Origin of the sequence: Halomonas sp. DP5N14-9, from assembly GCF_019802175.1 — a bacterium.
Taxonomy (GTDB): Bacteria; Pseudomonadota; Gammaproteobacteria; order Pseudomonadales; family Halomonadaceae; genus Halomonas; species Halomonas litopenaei.
Map to the genome: position 1 here is coordinate 252,733 of NZ_JAHVHR010000031.1, position 26,493 is coordinate 279,225.

The window sequence follows — 26,493 nt, forward strand, 5'->3', positions numbered from 1 at the left end:
ATCAACTGGGCGAGTCTATGATCGAAGTCAAGAAAGGCCTGGATCTCCCCATCACGGGAGCGCCGGAGCAGCGTATCGAGGATGCGCGACCGGTGCGCCACGTGGCGCTCCTGGGGACCGACTATATCGGCATGAAGCCGACCATGGAGGTCAAGGAGGGGGACAAGGTCAAGCTGGGCCAATTACTGTTCACCGACAAGAAGATCGAGGGCGTGCGCTTTACCTCGCCGGCCTCGGGTGAAGTAGTGGCGATCAATCGCGGGGAAAAGCGCAGGCTCCTGTCGGTGGTGATCGAGGTCGACGACAGCGCCGAGGCCGAGTCCTTCACGGCTCATGGCCGCGATGCGCTCGAGTCCCTCGAACGTCAGACCGTGGTCGACCAACTGGTGGAGTCCGGTCTGTGGACCGCGCTGCGCACTCGCCCGTTCTCGCGTACCCCGGCGCCCGACGCCGTACCCACCGACATCTTCGTCACCGCCATCGACACCCAGCCGCTGGCCGCCGATCCGTCGCTGGTCATCAACGAGCAGGCCGAGGCGTTCGAGGACGGCCTCAAGGTGCTGGGTCGACTGACCGAGGGCAAGGTGTTCCTGTGCACCGCCACCGATGCCCAGATTCCGGGCACCAAGGTCAAGGGCGTCCACCACGAGAGCTTCGCCGGTCCCCATCCGGCGGGCCTGGTCGGTACCCACATTCACTTCCTGTCCCCGGTGTCGCTGCAGCGTCGCGTCTGGCACATCGGCTATCAGGACGTGATCGCCTTCGGCAAGCTGTTCAGTGAAGGCAAGCTGGATCTGAGCCGAGTGGTCGCCGTTGGCGGCCCGCGTGCCGAGCGTCCGCGTCTGGTGCGTACCCGTGTGGGTGCCAGCACTGACGAGCTGCTGGATCACGAGATCAAGTCTGCCGATGACACCCGCGTCATCAGCGGAGGCGTGTTCTCCGGCTTCACCGCCGAAGGCAGCCTGCGCTACCTGGGCCGCTTCCACAACCAGATCACCCTGCTGGAAGAGGGCAACAAGCGTGCCTTCATGGGCTGGTTGTCGCCGGGTGCCAATCGTCACTCGGTACTGGGTATCTACCTGTCGAGCCTGAAGGGCCTGCGCAACTATGCGCCGACCACCTCGACCAATGGCTCCGAGCGCGCCATGGTGCCGGTGGGTGCGTATGAAAAGGTGATGCCGCTGGACATCATGCCCACGCAGCTCTTGCGTTCGCTGATCGTCGGCGACATCGAGTCGGCGATGGAGCTCGGCTGCCTCGAGCTGGATGAAGAAGACCTGGCGCTGTGCACCTATGTGTGCCCGGGCAAGTATGAGTACGGTCCCATCCTGCGTGACAACCTCACCATGATCGAGAAAGAGGCCTGATGATGGGTATTCGACAGACACTCGACAATCTCGAGCCGCACTTTCACAAGGGTGGCAAGTACGAGAAGTTCTATCCGCTGTACGAGGCGGTGGACACTATCTTCTATGCGCCTCCCAGCGTGACCAAGACCACGGCTCACGTGCGTGACGGCATCGACCTCAAGCGCATGATGATCACGGTGTGGTTCTGCACCTTCCCGGCCATGTTCTTCGGCATGTGGAACGCCGGCTGGCAGGCCAATGAGGCCATCGCCGCGGGTTACGACTCCATGGGCGGCTGGCGCGAGATGATCCTGCTGACCTTCGCCGGTGGCCACGACGCCGGCAGCCTGTGGTCCAACTTCGTGCTGGGCGCTACCTACTTCCTCCCGATCTACCTGGTGACCTTCGTCATCGGTGGCTTCTGGGAAGTGCTGTTCGCGATCAAGCGCGGCCACGAGGTCAACGAAGGCTTCTTCGTCACCTCCGTGCTCTACGCCCTGATCCTGCCGGCTACCATCCCGCTGTGGCAGGTGGCGCTCGGCATCACCTTCGGTGTGGTGATCGGCAAGGAAATCTTCGGTGGTACCGGCAAGAACTTCCTCAACCCGGCGCTGACCGGTCGTGCCTTCCTGTACTTCGCCTATCCGGCGCAGATCTCCGGTGATGCCGTGTGGGTCGCTGCCGACGGCTTCACCGGCGCGACGCCGCTGTCCACCGCCTATCAGAGCGGTATGGCCGCACTGCAGGACCAGTACAGCTGGTGGGACGCCTTCCTTGGCTTCATTCCCGGCTCCGTGGGTGAGACCTCGACGCTTGCGATCCTGATCGGGGCGGTGGTGCTGATCGGCATGAAGATCGCCTCGTGGCGGATCGTTGCCGGCGTGTTCCTCGGCATGGTAGCGATGAGCTCCATTCTCAACCTGATCGGCTCCGACACCAACGCCATGTTCGCCATGCCCTGGTACTGGCACCTGGTGGTGGGTGGCTTCGCCTTCGGCATGGTGTTCATGGCCACCGATCCCGTGTCGGCGTCCATGACCAACCCGGGTCGCTTCATCTTCGGCGCCCTGATCGGTGTGATGACGGTACTGATCCGTGTGGTCAACCCGGCCTTCCCCGAGGGCATCATGCTGGCGATCCTGTTCGCCAACCTGTTCGCGCCGCTCATCGATCACTTCTTTGTTCAGGCCAACATCAAGCGTCGCGCCAAGCGCACCGCTGTCGTGGCCGAGGAGACCGCCTGATGGCACAAGGTAACAACTCCATCAAGAAGATCCTGACGGTCGCCTTCTCCCTGTGTATCGTCTGCTCGATCATCGTGTCGACGGCGGCGGTGGGACTCAAGGCGCGCCAGGAGCGCAACCAGGAGCTGGACCGCAAGTCCAACATCCTGGCCGTGGCCGACCTGTACGAACCGGGCATGGACGTCGGCAAGGAGTTCTCCCAGGCGGTGACCGCCAAGGTCGTCGATCTCGACACCGGGGAGTACACCGATGAGGTCGATCCCGAGACCTATGACGGCTTCCAGGCCGCCAAGGATCCGGCCCAGTCGCGCACCCTGTCCGGGGAGAAGGACATCGCCGGTCTCGGCCGTCAGGAGCAGTTCTCCACCATCTATCTGGTCGGTGACGAGAACAACCCCGAGCAGATCGTGCTGCCGATTCGTGGCCAGGGCCTGTGGGGCCTGATGCGCGGCTACCTGTCTGTGCAGGGTGACGGCAACACCATCGGCGGGATCACCTTCTATTCCCACGCCGAGACACCTGGCCTGGGTGGCGAGGTCGACAACCCGCGCTGGAAGGCGCAGTGGGAAGGCAAGGAAATCTACGCCTCGAGCGACACCATGGAGCCGGCCATCCAGCTGGTGAAGGGTGGTGCCAGCGAGTCCACCGAGGTCGACGCCCTGTCTGGCGCGTCTCTGACCAGCCGCGGCGTGACCAAGCTGGTGCAATTCTGGCTGAGCGAGGAAGGCTTCGGTCACTACCTGGCGCGCTTCCGCGATGGCGTGGACAGCCAGGCCAGCGCCGACGCCAGCCCCTCTGACGACAGCGAAGGAGCCTGACGATGTCTGCACCGACTCCCAAGGGCGTCATCCTGACGCCGATCTTCAAGAACAACCCCATCGCCCTGCAGATCCTCGGTATCTGTTCGGCGCTGGCGGTGACCTCGAGCCTCAGCGTCTCGCTGGTCATGAGTCTGGCCGTGATCTTCGTGACGGCGTTCTCGAGCATGTTCGTCTCGCTGATCCGCAATCACATTCCGTCCTCCATCCGTATCATCGTGCAGATGACCATCATCGCCTCGTTGGTGATCGTGGTGGACCAGATCCTCAAGGCCTTTGCCTATGAGATGTCCAAGCAGCTGTCGGTATTCGTCGGTCTGATCATCACCAACTGCATCGTGATGGGCCGCGCCGAAGGCTTTGCCATGACCAACACCCCGACGCTGTCGTTCCTCGACGGTGTCGGCAACGGTCTGGGCTACGGCTTCATCCTGATGACCGTCGGCTTCTTCCGCGAGCTGTTCGGCTCCGGCAGCCTGTTCGGCGTGACCATCCTGGAAACCGTGCAGAACGGTGGCTGGTACGTGCCCAACGGCCTGCTGCTGCTGCCGCCGTCCGCCTTCTTCATCATCGGTCTGATCATCTGGGTGCTGCGCAGCCTCAACCCGGAGCAGGTCGAGGACAACGAGTTCGTGATGAAGGAAAACACCCAGCCGAAGGAGGCCGTGTAACATGGAACACTATCTGAGCCTTTTCGTTGCCTCGGTGTTCGTGGAGAACATGGCACTGGCGTTCTTCCTGGGCATGTGTACCTTCATGGCCGTGTCCAAGAAGGTATCCTCGGCCATCGGTCTGGGCATCGCCGTGGTAGCGGTACTGACCATCACCGTGCCGGTGAACAACCTGATCCTCGAGTATCTGCTGGCGGAAGGTGCGCTGTCCTGGACCGGCATCGCCGGCGCCGAGAACATCGACCTGTCGTTCCTGGGTCTGCTGTCCTACATCGGCGTCATCGCCGCACTGGTGCAGATCCTCGAGATGTTCCTCGACAAGTTCGTGCCGGCGCTCTACAACGCCCTCGGCGTGTTCCTGCCGCTGATCACCGTGAACTGCGCCATCCTGGGTGGCACCCTGTTCATGGTCGAGCGCAGCTACAACTTCGGTGAGTCCGTGGTCTATGGCCTGGGCGCCGGTGTCGGCTGGGCGCTGGCGATCACCGCCCTGGCCGGTATCCGCGAAAAACTGAAGTACAGCGATGTGCCCGCTTCCCTGCAGGGACTGGGCATCACCTTCATCACCGTGGGTCTGATGTCCCTGGGCTTCATGTCCTTCTCCGGCATCCAGCTCTGAGTGCCCTGCACCGGGGGCTCTAGCCCTCGGTGCAGGCCCTAACCCTAGCAATAGGAAACCGACATGGTTGATACAACAGTCATCGTGCTCGGCGTCGTCATGTTCACCATCATCGTCATCAGTCTGACGGCGGTGATCCTGGCGGCCCGCTCCAAGCTCGTGAGCTCGGGCGATGTGACCATCGAGATCAATGACGATCCCGAGAACACCCTGACCACCCAGGCCGGCGGCAAGCTGCTCAACACCCTGGCGGCCAACGGCATCTTCCTGTCCTCCGCCTGTGGCGGCGGCGGCTCCTGCGCCCAGTGCAAATGCCGGGTCGAGGAGGGCGGCGGCTCGATCCTGCCCACCGAGGAAAGCCACTTTACCCTGCGCGAGAAGAAGGTCGGTTGGCGTCTGTCCTGTCAGGTACCGGTCAAGCAGGACATGAAGATCCAGGTCCCCGAGGAAGTGTTCGGCGTCAAGAAGTGGGAATGCGAGGTCATCGAGAACCCCAACGTCGCCACCTTCATCAAGGAGCTGAACCTGAAGCTGCCGGAAGGCGAGGAAGTGGCCTTCCGTGCCGGCGGCTACGTGCAGCTGGTGGCACCTGCCTACGACATCAAGTTCTCCGACTTCGATATCGAGGAAGAGTACCGCGGCGACTGGGAAAAATTCGGTCTGTTCGACGTCTCGCACAAGAACACCGAAGAGGTCATTCGTGCCTACTCCATGGCCAACTATCCGGAAGAGAAGGGTATTCTCAAGTTCAACATCCGGATCGCGACACCTCCGCCCAACTCCAGCCACCCGCCTGGCCTGATGTCCACCTACGTCTTCAGCCTGAAGCCGGGTGACAAGGTCACGGTGATGGGGCCGTTTGGCGAGTTCTTCGCCAAGGATACCGACGCCGAGATGGTCTTCATCGGCGGTGGTGCCGGCATGGCGCCGATGCGCAGCCACATCTTCGACCAGCTGAAGCGTCTGAACAGCGAGCGCAAGATGACCTTCTGGTACGGCGCACGCTCCTGGCGCGAGACCTTCTACAACGAAGAGTACGACAAGCTGGCCGAGGAGCATGAGAACTTCGACTGGCACCTGGCGCTGTCCGACCCCCAGCCGGAAGACAACTGGGAAGGGCCGACCGGGTTCATCCACAACGTGCTCTACGACATGTACCTCAAGGACCATCCGGCTCCCGAGGACTGCGAGTACTACATGTGCGGGCCGCCCATGATGAACGCCTCCGTCATCAAGATGCTGCTGGATCTCGGCGTCGAGCCCGAGAACATCATGCTGGATGACTTCGGCGGCTGATCACGCGCCTGTCCGTGTGCCCAAGGGCACCTTGCGAGCCCCGCCCCGTGCGGGGCTCGTTGGTTTGTGCGCCTTGTGATTTTGCCGCGAGAGGAGTTCTGGCATAATTGTCGCGCCGACTCGAGAATGCCCCGCTGACTGTCCTGCGAGGACACGGGACCTTGTCGAGTCGGTACCTTCAACGCCTCGGGCGTATGGCGACGGCCATTCGTTGTTCCGCCCAGGGATATCTCTTGTCCAACCGCTGTCCAATGGGAGAAAGGCAGGCGATGGTGTTGGCGACAAAGTGTTCGCGAGAAAGTGACCAGAGCCATCCTGCCCCATCCAGCGAGGAGTCCATCATGACCATCTACCTTATCGTTTTCGGTGCCATGCTGCTGATCATCGGCGCCATGGCGATCGGTGTCATTCTTGGCCGCAAGCCCATCGCCGGCTCCTGCGGCGGGCTCAACCAGCTTGGCCTGAAGGACGGCTGCGAGATCTGCGGCGGCAAGGATGAAGTGTGCGAGGAAGAATCAAAGAAGCGCGCCACCAGTCAGCGCCGCCAATCCGACGAGAATCGCGGACTGGACCTGGGCTACGACGCGACTCGTCGCTGAGCGGCAGCATCGACGCCCCCTGACCATGACGGCGCCTCTCGAGGCGCCGTCCTCATGATAAGCAGTGCCCGGCATCTCACATCCGGGTCGGTTTCCAGGAGAAGGAAGACACGATGGCAGTCCACAACTATGACGTGGTGGTGATCGGCACCGGGCCCGCCGGCGAGAGCGCAGCGATCAATGCGGCCAAGCATGGCAAGCGGGTCGCGGTGGTCGAAAAGCAGGCGCGGGTCGGCGGCAATTGCACCCACTGGGGCACCATCCCTTCCAAGGCGCTGCGTCATCAGGTCCGCCAGATCATGTCGTTCAACACCAACAGCATGTTCCGGGATATCGGCGAGCCGCGCTGGTTCTCGTTCCCCAAGGTGCGTGAACGCTCCCGGGTGACCATCGATCAGCAGGTGTCCATGCGTACCAACTTCTACGCGCGCAATCGCATCGACCTGTATCACGGGATCGCGCGCTTCAAGGACGAACACACCCTGATGGTAAGGGGCAGTGGTGAAAACCAGGAAGAGCTGGTAGCGGACAAGGTGATCATCGCCACCGGGTCACGGCCCTACCGTCCTGCGGACATCGATTTTCGCCACCCTCGTATCTACTGCTCCGATAACATTCTTGGTCTGCAGCACACCCCGCGTACCCTTATCATCTTCGGCGCCGGCGTCATCGGCTGTGAGTACGCCTCGATCTTCTCCGGGCTCGGACTCAAGGTGGATCTGATCAACAACCGCGGCAGCCTCTTGTCCTTCCTCGATGACGAGATCAGCGATGCGCTGTCCTACCATCTGCGCAAGCATGGTGTGTTGATCCGCCACAACGAGGAGTACGAGCGCGTCGAGGGTGACGAACACGGCGTCACGGTGCATCTGAAGTCGGGCAAGCGGCTGCGCGCCGACGCCTTCCTGTGGGCCAACGGCCGCACCGGCAATACCGACCAGCTGGGCCTCGAGAACATCGGTCTCACCGCCAACGGCCGCGGTCAGCTGCAGGTCGACGAGCACTATCGTACGGCGCTGCCCCACATTTACGCAGCCGGAGACGTGGTCGGCTGGCCGAGTCTCGCCAGCGCTGCCTACGATCAGGGACTGAACGCCTGCGACGAGCTGCTGGACCGGGAATTCCGCTACGTCACCGAGGTGCCCACCGGGATCTACACCATCCCCGAGATCAGCTCCTTTGGTCGCACCGAGCGCGAGTTGACCGAGGCCAAGGTGCCCTACGAGGTCGGCCATGCCTTCTTCAAGGACACCGCCCGCGCCCAGATCACCGGCGATACCGTCGGCATGCTCAAGATCCTGTTCGATCAGGATACCCTGGAGATCTACGGCATCCACTGCTTCGGCGACCAGGCCTCGGAGATCGTCCATATCGGCCAGGCGATCATGCAGCAGGAAGGGGAGGCGAATACGCTGAAGTACTTCGTCAACACCACCTTCAACTATCCGACCATGGCCGAGGCCTACCGGGTGGCCGCCCAGAATGGCCTCAACCGGGTGTTCTGAGCCGGCCAGCACGACCGACAAGAAAGGTGCCCTTGGGCACCTTTTTTGTCTGGGGGCGGACTATTGGCGCCTGCTGGATCCGGTGCCTGAGCGCTAGGCTCTATCCGAAAAGTCGACGAGCGAAGGCGCTTTTAGACAAGCCCTAGGCGCTGTCCGAAAAGTCGACGAGCGAAGGTTAGACAAGGCAAAAATCGGTGAGAAAGCGCAGTTTACGGGGTGTAAATGAGCATTTTGATCCGATTTTTAACGCCGTATTACCGAGCGCAGGCACTTTTCAGACAAGCCCTAGTGCTGGCCGCTCTCGTGGGCAAAGCAAGGCGGCGAGGAGGGCAGGGCGTCTTCCTGATCTTCCTGGTGCAATGCCTCGAGCAGGCGCTGGCGCAGCTCGGGCAGATGGGTGCTGTCGACATCGCGTGCCGCGGTCACCAGCGTCAAGCGGCCACGCCGGGCCAGGCGCATCAGCGGATACAGCCGGTCGGGGTGGTCGCGTAGCTCGCCGCGATAGCGAATCTCGAAGACCCTGGAACTGATCTCCTCGAGCTGATACTGGCGTCGCAGGGCATTGCTGGGTGAGGCCTCCCGGTACCACTCGGTAAGCGCCAGGGACTCGCGGCTGCGTCCTCTGGGCCACAGGCGGTCGACCAGTACTCGGGCGCCGTCGTCGGGCTCGGGCGCCTGGTAGACGCCCTTGAACACGATGTCGTAGCTCATCGAGCTCCTCCTTGCTGTTCGTTCAGCGCCTCCCTGGCGCTTTGCTGCCAGGGCCCGTCAAGCGAAGCCGCACGCCTGAGCGCTTCTCGAGCCCCTTCGTCATCTCCTTGGGACGCCAGGGTGAGACCCAGGTTCAACCAGGCCGGCGCCAGCGACGGATCCTTGGCGACAGCGCTGCGCCAGGCGTCGATGGCCGCGTCAGGCTGGCCCGCCGCATGGTAGGCGTTGGCCAGCGCGAAGTGCCCCATGGCCTCCTCGGGAAAGCGATCGACCAGGGCTTGCCAGGCCGGCAGGCTTTGCTCTGGCCCCTGGACCCGTTCGAAGTCCGAGGTGGCCTGGATGGCCGCCTCCGGTGCAATCGTCACCGGCAGCTCTCCTGGCGTCAGTGCCACGAAGGCCCAGCGCTCGGAACGTTGCCAGGTGGCGTCGAAACGCCCGAAATCGGTGGCATCCTGACGGGTGACGCCGGTGCGTAGCAATACCTCTTCGCTCTCGAGATCGTAGCCGTTGACCACCGCGAAGTGCCACAGCGGGAAGGCCGGCAGCGACAGGTTCTGCAGTACCACCACCGCGCGGCCGGCATCGACCTCTTCGAGCAGCGAGGCGAAGCGTGGCGCCAGAGTGAACGGGATTCGCCCGTGCCGGCGACTGGCGGCCAGCATCTCGGGCTGGAAGCTGCCCTTGCGACTGGGCACGTAGATTTCGGGGATCAGTTGATCGACGCCGACGTCGACCCCTGCATGGTTGAGCACCATGGCCAGTGTGGCCGGGCCGCACTGGTAGTCACGCTGGGGGTGAAAGGGGACGTCTTCGAGGAGCTGGCGTTGGGGCAGCGTAGCGGTGACGCTGTGGTCCAGTTCGGGGGCGCTGGCACAGGCTGTGAGCCACATCACCAACGAAAGAGCGCCCGCCAGGCGGGCGCTCGAGACGAATGAGCGCATCACGCGCATGTCCTTAGCGGGTGAACGGGTAGACGTCGGTCAGACCCAGGATGTCGGTGACCAGCAGGATGACGAAGACCGCGAACAGCACGCCAATGACGCTGGCGCCGGCGGGCATCTGGTCGAGCTGGTCGGCCATCTGCTGAGCTTCGGCGTCGGACAGGGCGGCTACGCGGTCCTCGACCTCACCGGGGTCGACGCCCTGGAGTTCGAGTTGCTGGCGTACGTCATCGCGGGCCAGTACCTGATGGATGCGTTCTCGGGCGTCCTGGCTCTGCTGGGAGGCCAGCACGTCGTTGGTCGAGGCCAGCGGGACCGAGGTGGCGGCCCCGGCGCTGGCGGCGCCCAGGGTCAGGCACAGCATCAGAACGGTACACAGCAAGCGGCGCAGTCGTGAAGTCATGGGGGCTTCCTTGTTGATGGTGTCGGGAATTGTTCGATCCTTGGTGATGGCGACATGCATCCAGTGGCATCCTGCCCGCCGGATGCGTTGGCGACAACAGGAGTATAACGAAGGTGGTACAGGAATTTCATGCAGGTTGTTGGTTTCTCTAGCCCAGGCGGATGCAATTGCGTCCTTGATGCTTGGCCTGGTAGACCGCCTGGTCGGCCCGTCGGTACAGGGTGGAGAAGTCGTCATCGGCGTGGCTTGAGACGGCGATGCCGATACTGACCGTAAGGTTGGCGCCGGCCGCCGGCTGGGTCAGGTCGAAGTGCTCGGTTTCGTGGCGAATTCGTTCGCCGACGGTTTCGGCGTTGCGGGCGTCCGCCTGGGGCATCAGCAGGGCGAACTCGTCGCCCCCCAGACGCGCCGCCAGATCGCTGCGCCTGGCCACGCGCTTGAGCATCTCGCCGAAGGACTTCAATACCTTGTCACCGGTGGGGTGGCCGTAGCCGTCATTGATGCGTTTGAAGTTGTCCAGATCCAGCAGCATCAGCGCCACTGGGCTGTCCGCTGGGCGCCGAAGGGCCAGCAGGTGGGGGGCCTGGTCGAGCCACTGGCGACGATTGTAGAGCTGGGTGAGGTCGTCGGTCATCGCCAGGTAGTGTAGCGCGTTGCTGTGGCGTTCCAGACGCAGCAAGGCGACAAACAGCACCGTGCCGACCATCAGTACCAGCGCCGTCAGGATGGTAGCCACCAATGCCAGGCGTCGATCGAGCTTTCGCTGGTGCGACTCGGTCTCCACCAGATAGATGGCCAGCTCATCGATGGTCGAAGCGAGCCCCGGCAAGGTGTCGTCGATGTCTGCGGTGGTGCCAGAGAGAGGCGAAGGAGCGATCAGGTTGATCGAGTGCTCGGCACGTTGCAGGTAGCCGACCACGCTGTCCCGCTGGGAGGTGGGCAGTCGCGTGGCGGTGCCCGCCAGCGTCCGTAGACGGTGTTGGAGGGTATCGGCCACTTGCGTGAGCTCGTGAGCCCGGGGCGAGTTGTCGATGCCGGCAAACTGCTTGAGTGAAGCGATGCTCGCCACATTTTCCTGAGACCGTGCCGTTTCGATGATTAGGGCATCGCGGATAACGCCCATGGGCTGGCGCACCTGGCTCAGGTAGCCGAGCAACAGCAGGGCGCTGGCGGTCGAAAGCAAGGTGACGCCGGCGGCCAGAACCAGCGGGAAGACACGGGTCATGATGGGGGCACTCGCGGTCGCTGGCGACCAGACGCGCTGGGCGCCCAAGGGGTAATGATGCAGGTGCTTGCCCTATTCTATGCGCAGAGTACCCGCAGTGCGGGGTCATACCCCCATTGGCCGGGCTGACCTATCCCATCCTGGCGTCACAGGGGGGACGCCAGGCCACATCATGCGAGAGCAAGGAAGACGAATCGTCGGCTACGGCGCCACGCGATAGGACCAGGCCATTTCTGCCAGCAGTCCACGACCGCCAGCGAGGGTCAGCGCCAGGTCCTGAATGCCCTGTTCCAGCGGCAGGTCCGCTGCGCCCTTGATCGACAGGTCCAGGCGTTGGGCGAACATCAGAAGCTTGTGCAGACGCTTGAGTGGCAGGCGACGGATGGCTTCCTGGTAGGCGGGGCGCCGACGGTCGAAGATCGGAGGCTTCTGGGCCTTGCAGGCGTGCTCGAAGCTCTGGCCCTGGTCCAGGTGCTGATGCAGCGACAGCAGGGTGCGAATCTCGCGGGTCAGGGCCCACAGGATGATCGGTGGCTCGGTACCCTCGGCGGCCAGTCCCGCGAGGATACGCAGGACGCGCTCGCGCTCGGCTTTCAGGCAGGCATCGACCAGAGTGAAGACGTCGTAGCGGGCACTGTTCTCGACCCCGCCGGCGACGTCACGGGGGGATACCTGGGCGCCGGGAGGAAGCATCAAGGCCAGCTTCTGCAGTTCCTGATCGGCGGCCAGAAGGTTGCCCTCGGTGCGCTCACCCAGCAGCCGGGCGGCGTCCAGCGACATAGACAGACCGTGGCGCTGGGCGCGGTCCCTCAGCCAGAAACCCAGGCGGGAAGGGTCGACCGGCCACACCGGAACGAACAGCCCCAGCTTGTCGAGCGCCCTGAACCAGGCGCTCTTCTGCTCGCGGGCGTCGAGCTTGGCGCAGCTGACCAGCAGGATGTTGTCGCTGCCCTGTGCCTGTTCGGCGTACTCCTTGAGCGCCTTGCCGCCTTCCTGGCCCGGCTTGGCGCCGCCCAGACGCAGCTCGATCAACTTGCGCGAGGCGAACAGCGACAGGCTCGCCGCGGACTCGGTGAGGCGGCCCCAGGCGAAGTTGGCCTCGACGTGGAGCACCTCACGTTCCTCGACGCCCGACTCGCGCGCACGGGCCCGGACCTGATCGCAGGCCTCCATGTGCTGCAGAGGCTCATCACCGGCGACGATGATGACAGGGGGCACGGACTTCGAAAGCGCGTCCGGCAGCTTGTCGGCAAAGACCTTCATGGGTGAATCAGACTTCCTCGATGGCGCGCAGTCGGTCGATCATCTGGCGTACGGCCTCGCGGCGGGCGTTTTCCAGGGCATCCGTGCGCAGCTCATCCTGGGACAGCAGGTTGTCGTCGGTGATCGAGAACTCCTCGAGCACCTCCACCGCCTGGCGATCGGCCAGGTAGGCGCCATCGCTTGCACGCTGGATCGAGTAGGGAATCCGCAGCACCAGTTGCTGGTCCTGAGAGCCGGTGTCGAGCACGCCGACCTGACGGATGCTGACGTCTTCGCCACCCAGGTTGAGACGCAGCGACGCCGTCTCGTCGACGCGGGTGCCGAGGCTTTCCAGACGCTTGGTCAACTGCTCGGCGAAGGGGGTGTCGGCACCGTCGAGCGCCAGGCTGTCCAGGGACAGCACCTCGCCGCCGACGCCGCGCAGGTGGAAGCCGCAGCCCGCGAGCAGCAGGGCGGCGCCGGAGGCCAGGGTCAGACCAAGGAAGTGACGACGCTGCATGGGAACTCCTTGTCCAGCGTGAGGGAAAAACCGAAGGCACAGCCTTCGGCATCATGTCCTGGTATCACCGACAGTCTGACGCGGCGGGCGAGACGCCCGCCGCGAGCTGTCAGTTGGCGACGATGTTGACCAGCTTGCCCGGCACCACGATCACCTTGCGCAGGGTCTTGCCGTCGGTATGGCGCTGGACGTTGTCGTTGGCCAGTGCCAGTGCTTCGACGGCGGCCTTGTCGGCGTCGGCGGGCACCTCGAGGCGCGCGCGCAGCTTGCCGTTGACCTGCACCACCAGCTCGATGCTGTCGCGCGCCAGGGCGCTTTCGTCGAACGCCGGCCAGGTGGCATCGATGACCGCACCGTCATGGCCCAGTGAGCGCCACAGTGCGTGGCAGGCGTGGGGCGTGATCGGTGCCAGCAGCAGCACGCAGGCCTCGATCGCCTCGCGGCTGACCGCCAGGCCCTGAGGGCTGGTATCGCCGAACTTGGCGATGGCGTTGGTCAGCTCCATCACCGCGGCGATGGCGGTATTGAAGGTGGTGCGGCGGCCGATGTCATCGCCGGCTTTCTTGATCGTCTCGTGGGTCTTGCGGCGCAGTTCGCGCTGGGCGTCGTCGAGCGAGGCGATGGCGGCGGCATCCAGCGCTGCCGGCGTACCGGCCTGCAGATGCTCGGCGACCAGACGCCACAGCCGCTTGAGGAAGCGGTGGGCGCCCTCGACGCCGGAGTCGGACCACTCCAGTGACTGCTCCGGGGGGGCGGCGAACATCATGAACAGGCGCACGGTGTCGGCACCGAAGCGATCGATCATGGCCTGGGGATCGACGCCGTTGTTCTTGGACTTCGACATCTTCTCGATGCCGCCCATCTCCACCGGCTGGCCATCGCTGATCAGGGTGGCGCTGAGCGGGCGTCCCTTGTCGTCACGCTTGACCTCGACGTCGGCGGGGTTGAACCACTCCTTGCCGCCGTTGGCCTCGGGGCGGTAGAAGGTCTCGGCGATCACCATGCCCTGGGTCAGCAGGCGCTGGAACGGCTCGTCGGAGTCGACCAGACCGAAGTCGCGCATCAGCTTGTGGAAGAAGCGGGCGTAGAGCAGGTGGAGGATGGCGTGCTCGATGCCACCGATGTACAGATCCACCGGCAGCCAGTAGTTGGCGCGCTCGTCCAGCATGGCCTCCGGGTTGTCGGCGCAGCAGAAGCGTGCGTAGTACCAGGAGGACTCCATGAAGGTGTCGAAGGTGTCGGTCTCGCGGGTCCAGCCATCGCCCAGATCGCTGAACGCCGGCATCTTCTTGAGCGGCGAGCCGGAAGCGTCCACGGTGACCTCCAGCGGCAGCGCCACCGGGAGCTCGTCGTCGGTGAGCGGCACGGTCTGGCCCTCGGGGCCGTACTTGACCGGAATCGGCGCGCCCCAGTAGCGCTGGCGGGCCACGCCCCAGTCGCGCAGGCGGTAGTTGGTCTTGACCTCGCCGTGGCCGTCGCGCTCGAGGCGGCTGGCGATGGCGTCGAAGGCCGCCTGGAAGTCGAGGCCGTCAAACTCGCCGGAGTTGATCAGGCTGCCGTGCTCGACCCAGGCGCCCTGGGACAGGTCCGGGGCCTGGCCATCGGCGTCGGCGATCACCGCGCGGATCGGGAGTTCATACTTGGTGGCGAACTCCCAGTCACGCTGGTCGTGGCCGGGCACCGCCATCACCGCACCGGTGCCGTATTCCATCAGCACGAAGTTGGCGACATATACCGGCACACGGTCGCCGGTCAGCGGGTGGATGGCCTCGAAGCCGGTGGCCATGCCGCGTTTTTCCATGGTCGCAAGCTCGGCTTCCGAGGTGCCGCCGTGGGAGCACTCCTCGAGGAAGGCGGCGAGTTCGGGCTTGCCCTCGGCGGCCTTGATCGCCAGCGGGTGGCCGGCGGCCACCGCCACGTAGGTTACCCCCAACAGGGTGTCGGGGCGGGTGGTGTAGACCCTGAGCGGCTCGTCGCCATCGACTTCGAAGGCCAGCTCGACCCCCTTGGACTTGCCGATCCAGTTGCGCTGCATGGTCTTGACCTGCTCGGGCCACTCGACCTTGTCCAGATCCGCCAGCAGCTCATCGGCGTAGTCGGTGATCTTCAAGAACCACAGCGGGATTTCCTTGCGCTCCACCGGCGCACCGGAGCGCCAGCCACAGCCGTCGATGACCTGCTCGTTGGCCAGTACGGTCTGATCCACCGGGTCCCAGTTGACGGTGGACATCTTCTTGTAGACCAGGCCCTTTTCCACCAGCTTGGTGAAGAACCACTGTTCCCAGCGGTAATAGTCGCTGTCGCAGGTGGCGAACTCGCGATCCCAGTCATAGGCGAAGCCCAGCGCCTTGAGCTGGGCACGCATGTAGTCGATGTTCTCGTAGGTCCACTTGGCCGGCGGTACCTGGTTCTTGATCGCGGCGTTTTCCGCCGGCATGCCGAAAGCGTCCCAGCCCATCGGCTGCATCACGTTCTTGCCCTGCATGCGCTGGAAGCGGCTGACCACGTCGCCGATGGTGTAGTTGCGTACATGCCCCATGTGCAGCTTGCCGCTGGGGTAGGGGAACATCGACAGGCAGTAGAATTTCTCGCGATCCTGATCCTCGATCGCCTTGAAACACTGGTTTTCATTCCAGAACTGCTGGGCGTCGTGTTCGATTTCGTGGGGCTTGTACTGGGCGTCCATCGCGGTCTTCGAGTACCTTGCAATCAAGGCGCGCCCAAGGCGGCGCGCAGGGTATGGGTATCGTCCGGCGGCAGGGTTGTGCAGAATCAAGGTTGATGCGGCCCTGTCACCGGCGCGGCAATGATGCCCGCAAGGATACCCCAGCAGCCCGGGGTCCGGCTATGGTGGGCCGCCAGTGTTCCGTTCGGGTTACCCCGAGCGGTCCTTGTCTGCATCAAGGAGGACACCGTCATGAGTGATCAACATTCTTCGTCCGGCGAACATCGTCTGCGCGACGGCTATGAGCGGGTACTGGCCCGGCTCAAGGAAGGGGCCGAGGACCTCACCTGGGACAACCTGCAGAAGGATCTCGATGACGCCGTGGAGTTCGAGGCGGAGCTCGAGGAGTACACCAAGGACGAACTGGCGCTGCTCAGGGCCTGGGTCGAACGTGATCTTAAGGACATGCGGCGCTACCTGGCTGCCGGCGGCGAGGGCGTGGCCAGCTGGCTCGGCATCGACCTGACCATCCTGTCGCGCAAGGTGGTCGACTCGCTTTTGTCGATCGCCGATCGCAGCGTGATCGAGCGCGAGCAGCTCGAGGACGACCTTGAGGCCTCCCGTGCCGACTACACCGCCGGCGAACTGGCGGCGCCGGGACGCATGTCCTGCGTGCACTGCGACGCCGTGGTCGAACTGCACGGGGTCAAGCGCATCGAGCCCTGCCATCAGTGCGGCCATCGCTACTTTGGGCGCGTCGGCTGACGTCCGCCGAACGCGCCGTCCGCGCAATATCAGGTGGCTATCGTCTGGCGTACGGCTCAGGCCGAGACGGCCTGGGCCAGGCAGGCGATCGCCACCAGCACCAGCGCCGACATGACCAGAGCGTAGTGTAGATTGTGCTTCATCATGCGATAGCCACTGATCCCGTAGCGCCCCTGCAGTGACAGGTTGATGCCCGACAGCGGGCCGACGGCGGTGCCCACGCCCCAGGATGCCAGGGCGACGAAACCGAACAGGGTCTGGTGGGGGCCATCCAGATCCAGCATCGAGGCCAGCACCGAGATGCCGATGATCGGGTGCAAGCCGGCAATGGCGCTGGCAACGATGGCCACATAACTCAGCATGGCAGGCCCCACGCCAAAGTCGGCAAACAGCGTCCAGTCACCGTTGGTGGCGGCGGCGACCAGGATCGAGAGTCCCTTGGTCAGAAGTCCCGCACACAGAAACAGGGTGATTTCGCCGCGCATGCCCGGCAGTCGATAATGGAGGTGGCGAACAAGGCGTTCTCGGGTCGCTGCAGCGCCCCTGGCCAGGTTGGCGGCCAACGCCAGTGTCGGCATCAGGAAGGTGATGATGCTGACGATGGTCAGAGACGGTGTGATGACGTAGTGAAACACCATCACCAGTCCGGCCACGCTGGCCGGCATCAGCAGACTGCGGGGGGACAGTGAAAAGCCGGGGACCTCGCTGACGTCGAAGCGGCGTGACAGTTCGAACACGCTGTAGAGTCCGCCGGCAAAGGCCAGCGGCAGTCCGGCGGCCAGCACCGTGGTGTATTCAAGCGATGGAGCCAGGGAGACCGCCACGCCCATGGCGGCGAAGAACGGCGACCACATGGCGGCGCTGGAAAGCCCTCGGTTGAGCCCCAGTAGTTGAACCTCGAGCAGACGACCGCGGCGCTCCAGGCGATCGCCGACCATGAAGACCGCGGACAGGTTGAGGATGGCCCCGAGCAGCTGCACCCCCAGCCAGGTCCCGGCCAGACCTCGGCGCCCGGTCACCGGTTCGCTGTTCGGTGGTCCCTCCGAGGGGCGCCCGATCAAGGCGATAAAGCTCACCCCTACCAGCATGGCCACCACGAAGGCGTTGCCATCGAGCAAGGTGGTGATATCGGGGGTGGCGTCAAAGCCCACCACCGCCAGCACCAAAAAGGCAAGCCCCAGCACTGCCAGCACGCCGGCCTGCCACTGATTGCGCCGGGGAATGTCCGGCCACATCAGCAGGCTGGCGGCCCACAAGGGCAGGCTGACGCTCCAGCTCGGCAGTCCGTCGAGGCCCAGGCCTGCGATCTGCGTCAGCAGGCCCGCCAACGTCAGTGCGCCGGCCAGGCGGTGTCGCGGTGGAGGGAGAGGCATGCGGGTCATTCAGACGTCCCTGTGGTGGTGCGCTCAAGGTGAGGCGGGGTCTGCCACGGCTTCCTGGTCGAGGCATTCGAGCAGTGAGCGGGCGGCGTTGGACAGGGTGCGGTCGCGGTGCACCAGGTAGCCGAGCGGGCGCTGTATCGCAGGCTCCTCGAGGGCCAGTCGGACCAGTCTTTCGCCGGCGATGTCCCGCTCGACCATGGGGTCGGGCAACAGGCTCCAGCCAAGCCCGGCCGAGGCCATCATCTTGAGGGTTTCCAGATAGTTGGTCGACTGTCCCACCCGTGGTGTCAGACCGTGCCTGGCCAGCCGCTCGAGGATCAGCTGGCGGGTGAAGGTCAGTGGCCCCGGCAACAGGGCGTCATGCTCGCACAGGGTCGCCAGGGTTACGCGGCTCTCCCGGGCGAGCGGATGCTCCGGGGCGGCAACGAAGGTCATGTCGTCGACCCACACTCTGGTGGCGCGAAGCTGAGGGTCGGGGTGGGCTGACAGGGTCACCAGGGCCACCTCGATATCGCCGTCCAGCACGCCTTGGTAGGCCTGCTCGGAGTCGAGAAAGCGCAGGTCGAGGCGCACCTCCGGGTAGCGCTTGACGTAGCTGCCCAGCACCGGCGGCAGCCGGTGCAGTCCGATATGATGGCTGGTGGCCAGGGTCAACTCGCCGCTGACCTCGTCGCTCAGGTTGCTCAGGGCCCGGCGGCTGTCGTCGACCATGACCAGGATCTGGCGTGCCCGCGGCAACAGGAGCCGTCCGGCTTCGGTCAGACTGACGCGGCGGCCGATACGGTCGAACAGGCGGGCGCGCGTCAGTGCCTCCAGGCTGGCGATACGCTTGCTGACGGCCGGCTGGGTGAGGTGAAGCTGTTCCGCCGCGCGGGAGAAGCTGCCGCTGTCGGCCACGGCGAGAAAGGCCTGCAGGCTCTGGGTATCCATGGCGGTGCTCCCGGGGCGGATGACGAGGAAAAGTGGCGACGATTTGCCGGGTAATGATGTATTCCACTTGGGAATCGTTTGAATAAATAACATGAATTGATTTTATTGGCGAGTGGCGCGACACTCGACCTATCCCATCCCCGGGCAAGGTCCGCGGGACCGGCAAACGACCGTTTTCGATCAATCGAGAGGGGCGGCTTCAGAACGACCGACAGGCCCACCGCCAGCGTGGCGCCTGGAGCCAAGCCCCCGGAGGAGACACCACATGGCAGGCCAGACACTCTACGACAAGTTGTGGCGGCAGCACCTGGTCAAGGAGCGCGATGATGGCACCGCGCTGATCTATATCGATCGTCAACTGCTGCACGAGGTGACCTCGCCCCAGGCCTTTGAAGGTCTGCGTCTGGCCGGGCGCAAGCCGTGGCGGCTGGACGCCAACCTGGCGACCCCGGACCACAACGTGCCGACCACCGTGAAGGAGCGTTCCGAGGGCAACAGCGGGATCAAGGATCCGGTATCACTGATCCAGGTGCAGACGCTTGACGACAACTGCGAGGCCTTCGGTATCGAGGAGTTTCGCATCAATGACCCGCGCCAGGGCATCGTCCACGTGGTCGGCCCCGAGCAGGGTGCGACGCTGCCGGGCATGACCGTGGTGTGTGGCGACTCCCATACCGCCACCCACGGCGCCTTTGCCGCCTTGGCCCATGGCATCGGCACCTCCGAGGTCGAGCACGTGCTGGCCACCCAGTGTCTGCTGGCGCAGAAGATGAAGAACATGCAGGTGCGCGTCGAAGGCGAGCTGGGCGAGGGCGTCACCGCCAAGGACGTTGTATTGGCGATCATCGGCGAGATCGGTACCGCCGGTGGCACCGGCTACGCCATCGAGTTTGCCGGCAGCGCCATCGAGAGTCTGTCGATGGAAGGTCGCATGACGGTGTGCAACATGGCCATCGAGGCCGGTGCCCGGGTCGGCCTGATCGCGGTGGACGACACCACCATCGAGTATCTGGCCGAGCGCCCCTTTGCCCCCAGCGGCGAGCAGTGGGACGCCGCCGTGGCCGACTGGCGCGAGCTGGTCTCCGATGCCGACGCCGTGTTCGACAAGGTGGTGACGCTGGACGCCGCGTCCATCGAGCCTCAGGTCAGCTGGGGCACCAGCCCCGAGATGGTTACCGGTGTCAGCGGTGAGGTCCCGGATCCCGCCGAGGCCGATGACGACACCGCGCGCACCGGCATTACCCGGGCGCTTGAGTACATGGGGCTGTCACCGCGCCAGAAGATCACCGATATCCGCCTCGACAAGGTGTTCATCGGGTCCTGCACCAACTCACGCATCGAAGATCTGCGTGAGGCGGCCAAGGTGGCCCGTGGTCGCAAGGTCGCCGACAGCATCCAGCTGGCGATGGTCGTCCCGGGCTCCGGTCTGGTGAAGCGCCAGGCCGAGGAGGAAGGGCTCCACAAGGTGTTCATCGAGGCCGGCTTCGAGTGGCGTGAGCCCGGCTGCTCCATGTGTCTGGCGATGAACGCCGACAAGCTCGGTGCCGGCGAGCACTGCGCCTCCACCTCCAACCGCAACTTCGAGGGGCGTCAGGGTTACGGTGGTCGCACCCACCTGGTCAGCCCTGCCATGGCCGCCGCTGCCGCCATCGCCGGCCACTTCGTCGATGTGCGCCAGTTTGATTCCACCACCGCTCGCCAGGAGGCCTGAGCCATGCAAAAGTTCGAACGCCTCGAGGGTCTGGTCGCGCCGATGGATCGGGCCAACGTCGACACCGACCTGATCATCCCCAAGCAGTTTCTGAAGTCGATCAAGCGTACCGGCTTCGGCGTCAACCTGTTCGATGAACTGCGCTACCTCGACGAGGGTCAGCCCGGTCAGGACGTCAGCCAGCGCCCGCTGAACCCGGATTTCGTACTCAATCAGCCGCGTTATCAGGGTGCCCAGGTGCTGCTGGCACGGCGCAACTTCGGCTGCGGCAGTTCCCGTGAGCACGCGCCCTGGGCGCTGGAGGACTTCGGCTTCCGCGCGGTCATCGCGCCGAGTTTCGCCGATATCTTCTACAACAATGCCTTCAAGAACGGCATCCTGCTGATTACCCTGCCTGAAGAGCAGGTCGACCGGCTGTTCGCCGAGGTCGAAGCCAACGAGGGCTACCGTCTCGATATCGACCTCGAGCACCAGCGTGTGGTGACCCCCGGCGGCGAGATCCTCGAGTTCGAGGTGGACGCCTTCCGCAAGCACTGCCTGCTTGAAGGCCTCGACGATATCGGCATCACCCTCAAGGACGAGGCCGCCATCGCCGATTTCGAGGCGCGTCATCGCACCGCTCGCCCTTGGCTGTTCCGCGAGCCGGCCAAGGCGTAGACCTGTCTGTCATCGACAGCGGGCCCCGCCCGATGGCGGGGCTTACGATTCTCTCGATCTTCATCTTTCTGCCAGCTTTCAGGAACCCCATCTCATGACCCGCAAGATTCTTGTCCTTCCCGGTGACGGCATCGGCCCCGAGATCACCGCCCAGGCCAGCCGCGTGCTCGAGGCGCTCAAGGCCAAGGGGCTCGACGTGGAAGTGGAGGAAGCGCTGGTAGGCGGCGGCGCCTATGACGTCCACGGCGTGCCCTTGCCCGAGGAGACCCTGGCCAAGGCGCGTTCGGCGGACGCCATCCTGCTGGGGGCCGTAGGCGGCCCTCAGTGGGACACCATCGAGGACCTTTCCAAGCGACCCGAGAAGGGGCTTCTGGGGCTGCGCAAGGAGCTGGGGCTGTTCGGCAACCTGCGCCCGGCGATCCTGTATCCGCAGCTGGCCGAGGCCTCGACCCTCAAGCCCGAGGTGGTGTCCGGGCTCGATATCATGATCGTGCGCGAGCTGACCGGTGGTATCTACTTCGGCCAGCCCCGCGGCGTCGAGGAGCGTGACGGTGAGCGCGTCGGCTTCAACACCTACGTCTACAGCGAGAGCGAGATCGAGCGTATCGGCCGGGTGGCCTTCGAGATGGCGCGCAAGCGTGACAAGAAGCTTTGCAGCGTCGACAAGGCCAACGTACTGGAGGTCACCATCCTGTGGCGCGAGGTGATGGAGCGGCTGTCCGCCGAGTACCCGGACGTGGAGCTGTCGCACATGTACGTGGACAACGCCGCCATGCAGCTGGTGCGCGCGCCCAAGCAGTTCGACGTGGTGGTGACCGGCAACATGTTCGGGGACATCCTGTCCGACGCCGCCGCCATGTTGACTGGCTCCATCGGCATGCTGCCGTCGGCCTCGCTCAACGAAAGCGGCCAGGGCATGTACGAGCCTTGCCACGGCAGCGCCCCGGATATCGCTGGTCAGGGTATCGCCAATCCGCTGGCCACTATCCTTTCGGTGGCGATGATGCTGCGCTATTCGCTCAACGAGCCGGCCATGGCCGAGCGCATCGAGGCTGCGGTGGGCAAGGTGCTGGATCAGGGCCTGCGCACCGCCGACATCGCCTATCCGGGTACCCGCCAGGTGTCCACCAGTGAGATGGGGGATGCGGTGCTGGCGGCGCTTTAACGCCTTTGTTAATGGTGCTGGCGCCCGGCAATCGGGCGTCGCTTATCCTGACTGTGCCGGTGGCATCTGAAAGGTGCTGCCGGTTTCTGTATAATGATTGCCTCACTCGATTTCTGGAGGACTTCACATGTTGAAAGTCGGTTTCGTCGGTTGGCGTGGCATGGTGGGTTCCGTGCTCATGCAGCGGATGGTGGAAGATGGAGATTTCAACGGCATCGAGCCGGTCTTCTTCACCACCTCCCAGGTCGGTCAGGCCGGCCCCGACGTGGGTGTGGACGTGCCTCCGCTGAAGGACGCCTTCGACATCGAAGCGCTCAAGGCGCTGGACGTGATCATCACCTGCCAGGGCGGCGACTACACCAAGAAGGTCTATGAAGACCTGCGCGGTGCCGGCTGGAAGGGCTACTGGATCGACGCTGCCAGCACGCTGCGCATGAGCGATGACGCCACCATCGTGCTCGACCCGGTCAACCGCAAGGTGATTGACGCTCAGCTTGACGCCGGTGCGCGCACCTTCGTTGGCGGCAACTGCACCGTCAGCCTGATGCTGATGGGCCTCGGCGGGTTGTTCGAGGCGGACATGATCGAGTGGATGACCTCCATGACGTATCAGGCCGCATCCGGCTCCGGCGCCAAGCACATGCGCGAGCTGCTCAACCAGATGGGCGGCCTGCGTGACAGCGTGGCAAGCGAGCTCAAGGATCCGGCCAGCGCCATCCTCGACATCGACCGCAAGGTCACCGAGGCGATGCGTACTGGCGCCATCCCCACCGACAACTTCGGTGCGCCGCTCGCCGGCAGCCTGCTGCCGTGGATCGATTCCAAGCTTGATAACGGTCAGAGTCGCGAGGAATGGAAGGGCTACGTCGAGACCAACAAGATTCTCGGTCGCCAGGACAGCCCGGTCCCCATCGACGGCCTGTGCGTACGTATCGGCGCCATGCGCTCTCATAGTCAGGCGTTCACCATCAAGCTCAAGCAGGATGTGCCGCTCGACGAGATCGAAGAGCGTATCGCCAGCCACAATGAGTGGGTCAAGGTCATCCCCAATGACAAGGACGCCACCATCGATGGGCTGACGCCGACCGCTGCCACCGGCACCCTGAGCATCCCGGTGGGTCGTCTGCGCAAGCTGAACATGGGCGGTGAGTACCTCAGCGCCTTCAGCGTCGGTGACCAGCTTTTGTGGGGCGCCGCCGAGCCGCTCAAGCGCATGCTCAAGGTACTGCGCGAGCGCTAAGGCCTAAGCACTATCGGTTCGTCGGGGCGCCTTTTGGGCGCCCCGACGTCGTTCAGGGCCTCTGATGTGCGGGCCCATCGCGTTATTTACATGATCGATCAGCACCGGAGCAGGGCGATTGGGAAAGACCACCGTTCGTTCATTCGTCAGGCGATTGCGCAGACGGCCGGATGGGCCAGACGTTGCCAATCCCTGGCGCAAGAAACCATTGGCCGACAACCTGAAGGCCTATCTCGAGCTGATCCAGGAACACGCCAGGGAAACGACCGCCGCTGGACGGCCCAGGTTGCTGCTGGTGGCCGAAGCACTGGGCTTCAAGGGCGGTGGCGAGACCGGAATCCCGTTGTCGAGCCCGGCACTACTGCGTTCTTGTAAGCATCCCCTTATCGAGACGCTGAAACCGCACCTCGCCCTGGTACCGGAGGGCGGCAGCGAAGCCACCGCCACCATCGCCTGGGAGTGCTTCGCACGTCTTGGGCTGACGCCGCTGGTGTGGAACGCCTTTCCCTTCCACCCCCATCAAATAGCGCGGACGCACAGCAACCGCGCGCCACGCGCAGCAGAGCTGCGCGAAGGCATCGACTGGCTCAGGCGGCTGGACCAGCTGGTCGCTGCCCACTCGACGCCGACGATGGTGGCTGGGGTAGGGCGAAAGGGCACCCTGGCAGCCCAGGCTGCCTTTCCCGAGCGCGAGGTCGTCGCCCTGCGTCACCCTTCCTACGGCGGCAAGGCCGAGTTCGAGCGCGGCCTCAGGCAGCTGATGAGTCGGCTGGATACTGCCGGCCCTGCTCGCTAGAAAGCGCTCCCGAAGCGGACCGCTCGATTGACCTGCTTGCAGGGCGCGGTCTGACTGTGTGTCAGTCACAATTCGAAAGGTCGATGAGCCAAGGCACTTCTGGTGCACGCCTTAGATATCGGCAGGGATCGTCGTATCCTCCAGCAGAGTGCGCAGATCGTCTTTGATCGCTGGAGCCATCTCGCTATCGAGAGAGGTCTGCGCCGTTACCGGCGAGGGACTCGGATCATCGGCCAAGATGGGAGTGATGGCGGGGTCAGTGAGTTTGCCAGCGCTCTCGCCGTCATCGAGAAGCTCGGCGATATCGAGTGGCTCGGCTGCGGGAGTGTCCTGGTTTGATCGTCCCTTCACCGGCGAGTCGTCGTTGATGCGCACGAGCAGCTCACCCAGGGCGCTGTCGCCGTCGCTGTCGGTGATCCGGTAGCCAAAGCTTAGATCCAGATTGTCCTCGATATTGACCCCACCATGGTCCAGCGGGCGAGCCAGGGTGACGCGGTAGGTACCGTCCTCCACGTCCAGCAGCTCGACGTGAAGTGCTGTCCTGCCATCGGCGTCGAGTCCGGTCAGCTGCTTGCCCTCAGCGCCTGGCTGCCAGTCGATCCTTGTGCCACCGGACCGGATATCAGGAAGGTTGTGGGTTTCCCAGACAACGTCGCCGGCGCCGTCGTCTCCAAAGTCGTAGCCGAGGTTGCCCATGGCGACGGTTGCTTCGCCGGGTATGTCGCCGATTCCACCGGGCTCGCCACCCGGCAGGCCATCCTCATCGAGCAAGGCAAGTGGCGATGAGGTTGCAAGGTCACCATCACTCAAGGGCGTCGTTGGGCGATCGTCAGACAGTAGTGCTGCATTGACGCTGATGCGACCCTCGCTTGCCACGCTATCGCCATCACCATCGGTGGTGACAATCTGAAAGACCAGCTCTGTGTCTGAGGTGATGTTGGGGCTCGCGTTCAGGGTGAAACTGCCGTCCGAGTTGACCGTCAGGCTTCCCTGTGGAGTAAAGATGCGTTGATCCAGGTCGAACTCGGTGGTGCTACCGGCCAGGGTCACCTTGGTGGAATCGACGCCATCGGCGCCGCCGCGCTGGCGCCAGAAGCCGGTCACGTTGTCGCCAGCGTCCACGGCGACGGGTGAATCGATGGTATTTGTCGGGGAGTCATCGTCAACCACGATGCCTACCCTGGCAGATGCTTGATTGTTCTGGCTGTCGCGAATGGTGTACTTGACCGAGAAGGCCAGATCATCCTCGTTACCTGTGATGGGATAATCCAGTGGTGCGCGCAGGGCAAGGCGATAGGCCCCGGTATCGATATCGGTCACGGTCAGGTGCAAGACGGTCTGGCCGTCCAGGGTCCTGGCTGCCAGGGTCTTGCCGCTGGGTGAAACAACGTAGTGTAGCGCTTCGCCCTGGGACGACAGGCTCGGCAGGCCGCTGGACGACCACGAGAAGGGCGCGAAATCTGCCGCTCCCAGGCTGCCAAAGCTGTAGGGGATGGTGCCGGTGACCACCGTCGCAGACCCGCCAAGGTCGCTCGGGCCTTCGAGATTACCGCCGGGAAGTCCATCCTCATCCACGCTGGCAACCGTACTGATATCGTCTTCTTCCTCGAACGGGGGCGACAGGATGGGCACGGCAACGAAACTATCCAAGCCAGATTTCATGGTAAAAATCCTTGCCGGTAAGTGATGAAGGGTGTTTGCAGGGAATCCGACGCTCTGGCGAATAGGAAGAGTATGCTGAAGGAAGAATCCCCGCACCCAGTCGCCTGCTTCTATCCTCATGGGCGGGGGGGGCTATTGGTTAGGGGAGGGATGCTTTGGTAGTAATACAATCAGTGGTATAGGCAGACGTCAGAAGCAAAAATGTCAAGAATGAGAGGTTTTTATGTCATTGTCGTAAGAGGGATCGATAGCGACGGGTGAAGTGGTCCCCAGATTTCGGACCAGGCGCTAAGCTCTGATCAGACCGACCAGGAGACCCTGATCATGAGCAGGAAACGTCGACAGCACAGCGGTGAGTTCAAGGCCAAGGTCGCACT

24 protein-coding genes are annotated in these 26,493 nt (G+C 64.0%); 14 read left to right on the plus strand and 10 right to left on the minus strand.

Going from position 1 to position 26,493, the window contains the following annotated elements; all coding sequences use genetic code 11:
• Positions 1-17 precede the first annotated feature (17 nt).
• The 8 genes from KUW00_RS18610 (at position 18) to sthA (ending at position 8,101) form a co-directional block, all read left to right on the plus strand.
• Positions 18-1,367: a Na(+)-translocating NADH-quinone reductase subunit A gene (locus tag KUW00_RS18610; protein ID WP_108132831.1), complete on the plus strand. Its 1,350-nt coding sequence runs from the start codon at positions 18-20 to the stop codon at positions 1,365-1,367.
• Positions 1,367-2,593 (plus strand): NADH:ubiquinone reductase (Na(+)-transporting) subunit B, encoded by a 1,227-nt coding sequence (locus KUW00_RS18615; RefSeq protein ID WP_045992665.1) that lies wholly within the window; start codon positions 1,367-1,369, stop codon positions 2,591-2,593. Before KUW00_RS18610 ends, KUW00_RS18615 begins: the two co-directional genes overlap by 1 nt.
• The gene (locus KUW00_RS18620; protein WP_108132830.1) at positions 2,593-3,411 is read left to right on the plus strand and encodes a Na(+)-translocating NADH-quinone reductase subunit C; all 819 of its coding nucleotides are present in this window, start codon (positions 2,593-2,595) and stop codon (positions 3,409-3,411) included. Before KUW00_RS18615 ends, KUW00_RS18620 begins: the two co-directional genes overlap by 1 nt.
• A gap of 2 nt (positions 3,412-3,413) precedes the next feature.
• Positions 3,414-4,082, plus strand: a complete 669-nt coding sequence (locus tag KUW00_RS18625) for an NADH:ubiquinone reductase (Na(+)-transporting) subunit D (RefSeq protein ID WP_045992663.1) — start codon at positions 3,414-3,416, stop codon at positions 4,080-4,082.
• A 1-nt stretch (position 4,083) separates the two neighbouring features.
• Positions 4,084-4,701 carry an NADH:ubiquinone reductase (Na(+)-transporting) subunit E gene (gene nqrE / locus KUW00_RS18630; RefSeq protein WP_045992662.1) on the plus strand — a complete coding sequence of 206 codons (618 nt, stop codon included), beginning with the start codon at positions 4,084-4,086 and terminating at the stop codon, positions 4,699-4,701.
• Positions 4,702-4,764: 63 nt separating this feature from the next.
• Entirely contained in the window at positions 4,765-5,997 is a 1,233-nt protein-coding gene (gene nqrF / locus KUW00_RS18635) for an NADH:ubiquinone reductase (Na(+)-transporting) subunit F (RefSeq protein WP_045992661.1), read from the plus strand.
• A 341-nt stretch (positions 5,998-6,338) separates the two neighbouring features.
• The gene (gene nqrM / locus KUW00_RS18640) at positions 6,339-6,596 is read left to right on the plus strand and encodes a (Na+)-NQR maturation NqrM (protein WP_045992660.1); all 258 of its coding nucleotides are present in this window, start codon (positions 6,339-6,341) and stop codon (positions 6,594-6,596) included.
• Between the two features lie 113 nt (positions 6,597-6,709).
• Positions 6,710-8,101, plus strand: a complete 1,392-nt coding sequence (gene sthA, locus KUW00_RS18645; RefSeq protein ID WP_222569840.1) for a Si-specific NAD(P)(+) transhydrogenase — start codon at positions 6,710-6,712, stop codon at positions 8,099-8,101.
• Between the two features lie 285 nt (positions 8,102-8,386).
• Here sthA and KUW00_RS18650 read toward each other — a convergent pair whose 3' ends face one another.
• The 7 genes from KUW00_RS18650 to leuS all read right to left on the minus strand — a co-directional run bounded on the left by KUW00_RS18650 (position 8,387) and on the right by leuS (position 15,829).
• On the minus strand, positions 8,387-8,812 hold the full coding sequence (locus KUW00_RS18650; RefSeq protein ID WP_124803686.1) for a DUF488 domain-containing protein: 426 nt from the start codon (positions 8,810-8,812) through the stop codon (positions 8,387-8,389).
• Entirely contained in the window at positions 8,809-9,753 is a 945-nt protein-coding gene (locus KUW00_RS18655) for a PA2778 family cysteine peptidase (protein WP_240184229.1), read from the minus strand. The genes KUW00_RS18650 and KUW00_RS18655 overlap by 4 nt, the downstream gene beginning before the upstream one ends.
• 13 nt (positions 9,754-9,766) lie before the next feature.
• Positions 9,767-10,156, minus strand: coding sequence for a PA2779 family protein (locus KUW00_RS18660; protein WP_045992681.1), 390 nt, complete (start codon positions 10,154-10,156; stop codon positions 9,767-9,769).
• Between the two features lie 148 nt (positions 10,157-10,304).
• Positions 10,305-11,381, minus strand: coding sequence for a GGDEF domain-containing protein (locus KUW00_RS18665; protein WP_222569841.1), 1,077 nt, complete (start codon positions 11,379-11,381; stop codon positions 10,305-10,307).
• Positions 11,382-11,582: 201 nt separating this feature from the next.
• Complete coding sequence (gene holA, locus KUW00_RS18670) at positions 11,583-12,644, minus strand: DNA polymerase III subunit delta (RefSeq protein WP_222569842.1); 1,062 nt, start codon at positions 12,642-12,644, stop codon at positions 11,583-11,585.
• A 7-nt stretch (positions 12,645-12,651) separates the two neighbouring features.
• A complete protein-coding gene (gene lptE / locus KUW00_RS18675; RefSeq protein ID WP_108132826.1) occupies positions 12,652-13,143 on the minus strand; it encodes an LPS assembly lipoprotein LptE in 492 nt (163 codons plus the stop codon).
• Between the two features lie 109 nt (positions 13,144-13,252).
• Positions 13,253-15,829, minus strand: a complete 2,577-nt coding sequence (gene leuS, locus KUW00_RS18680) for a leucine--tRNA ligase (RefSeq protein WP_222569843.1) — start codon at positions 15,827-15,829, stop codon at positions 13,253-13,255.
• Positions 15,830-16,060: 231 nt separating this feature from the next.
• On the opposite strand from leuS, the gene KUW00_RS18685 reads away from it, so the two are divergent.
• Positions 16,061-16,573, plus strand: coding sequence for a zinc ribbon-containing protein (locus KUW00_RS18685; protein ID WP_045992653.1), 513 nt, complete (start codon positions 16,061-16,063; stop codon positions 16,571-16,573).
• 56 nt (positions 16,574-16,629) lie between these two features.
• Here KUW00_RS18685 and KUW00_RS18690 read toward each other — a convergent pair whose 3' ends face one another.
• Both KUW00_RS18690 and KUW00_RS18695 read right to left on the minus strand, forming a co-directional pair.
• Positions 16,630-17,955 carry a hypothetical protein gene (locus KUW00_RS18690; protein WP_409996304.1) on the minus strand — a complete coding sequence of 442 codons (1,326 nt, stop codon included), beginning with the start codon at positions 17,953-17,955 and terminating at the stop codon, positions 16,630-16,632.
• A gap of 24 nt (positions 17,956-17,979) precedes the next feature.
• Positions 17,980-18,885 (minus strand): LysR family transcriptional regulator, encoded by a 906-nt coding sequence (locus KUW00_RS18695; protein ID WP_222569844.1) that lies wholly within the window; start codon positions 18,883-18,885, stop codon positions 17,980-17,982.
• Positions 18,886-19,150: 265 nt separating this feature from the next.
• Between KUW00_RS18695 and leuC the strand changes: the two genes are divergently transcribed.
• The 5 genes from leuC (at position 19,151) to KUW00_RS18720 (ending at position 24,454) form a co-directional block, all read left to right on the plus strand.
• Positions 19,151-20,596: a 3-isopropylmalate dehydratase large subunit gene (leuC, locus tag KUW00_RS18700; RefSeq protein ID WP_045992651.1), complete on the plus strand. Its 1,446-nt coding sequence runs from the start codon at positions 19,151-19,153 to the stop codon at positions 20,594-20,596.
• A gap of 3 nt (positions 20,597-20,599) precedes the next feature.
• Entirely contained in the window at positions 20,600-21,253 is a 654-nt protein-coding gene (gene leuD / locus KUW00_RS18705; protein ID WP_045992650.1) for a 3-isopropylmalate dehydratase small subunit, read from the plus strand.
• Positions 21,254-21,347: 94 nt separating this feature from the next.
• A complete protein-coding gene (gene leuB / locus KUW00_RS18710) occupies positions 21,348-22,418 on the plus strand; it encodes a 3-isopropylmalate dehydrogenase (RefSeq protein WP_222569845.1) in 1,071 nt (356 codons plus the stop codon).
• 127 nt (positions 22,419-22,545) lie between these two features.
• Positions 22,546-23,658, plus strand: coding sequence for an aspartate-semialdehyde dehydrogenase (gene asd / locus KUW00_RS18715; protein ID WP_045992648.1), 1,113 nt, complete (start codon positions 22,546-22,548; stop codon positions 23,656-23,658).
• A gap of 208 nt (positions 23,659-23,866) precedes the next feature.
• The gene (locus KUW00_RS18720) at positions 23,867-24,454 is read left to right on the plus strand and encodes a uracil-DNA glycosylase (RefSeq protein WP_222569846.1); all 588 of its coding nucleotides are present in this window, start codon (positions 23,867-23,869) and stop codon (positions 24,452-24,454) included.
• A gap of 111 nt (positions 24,455-24,565) precedes the next feature.
• Here the strand turns inward: KUW00_RS18720 and KUW00_RS18725 are convergent, their stop codons facing one another.
• The gene (locus KUW00_RS18725; protein WP_222569847.1) at positions 24,566-26,116 is read right to left on the minus strand and encodes a hypothetical protein; all 1,551 of its coding nucleotides are present in this window, start codon (positions 26,114-26,116) and stop codon (positions 24,566-24,568) included.
• Positions 26,117-26,493: the final 377 nt, after the last annotated feature.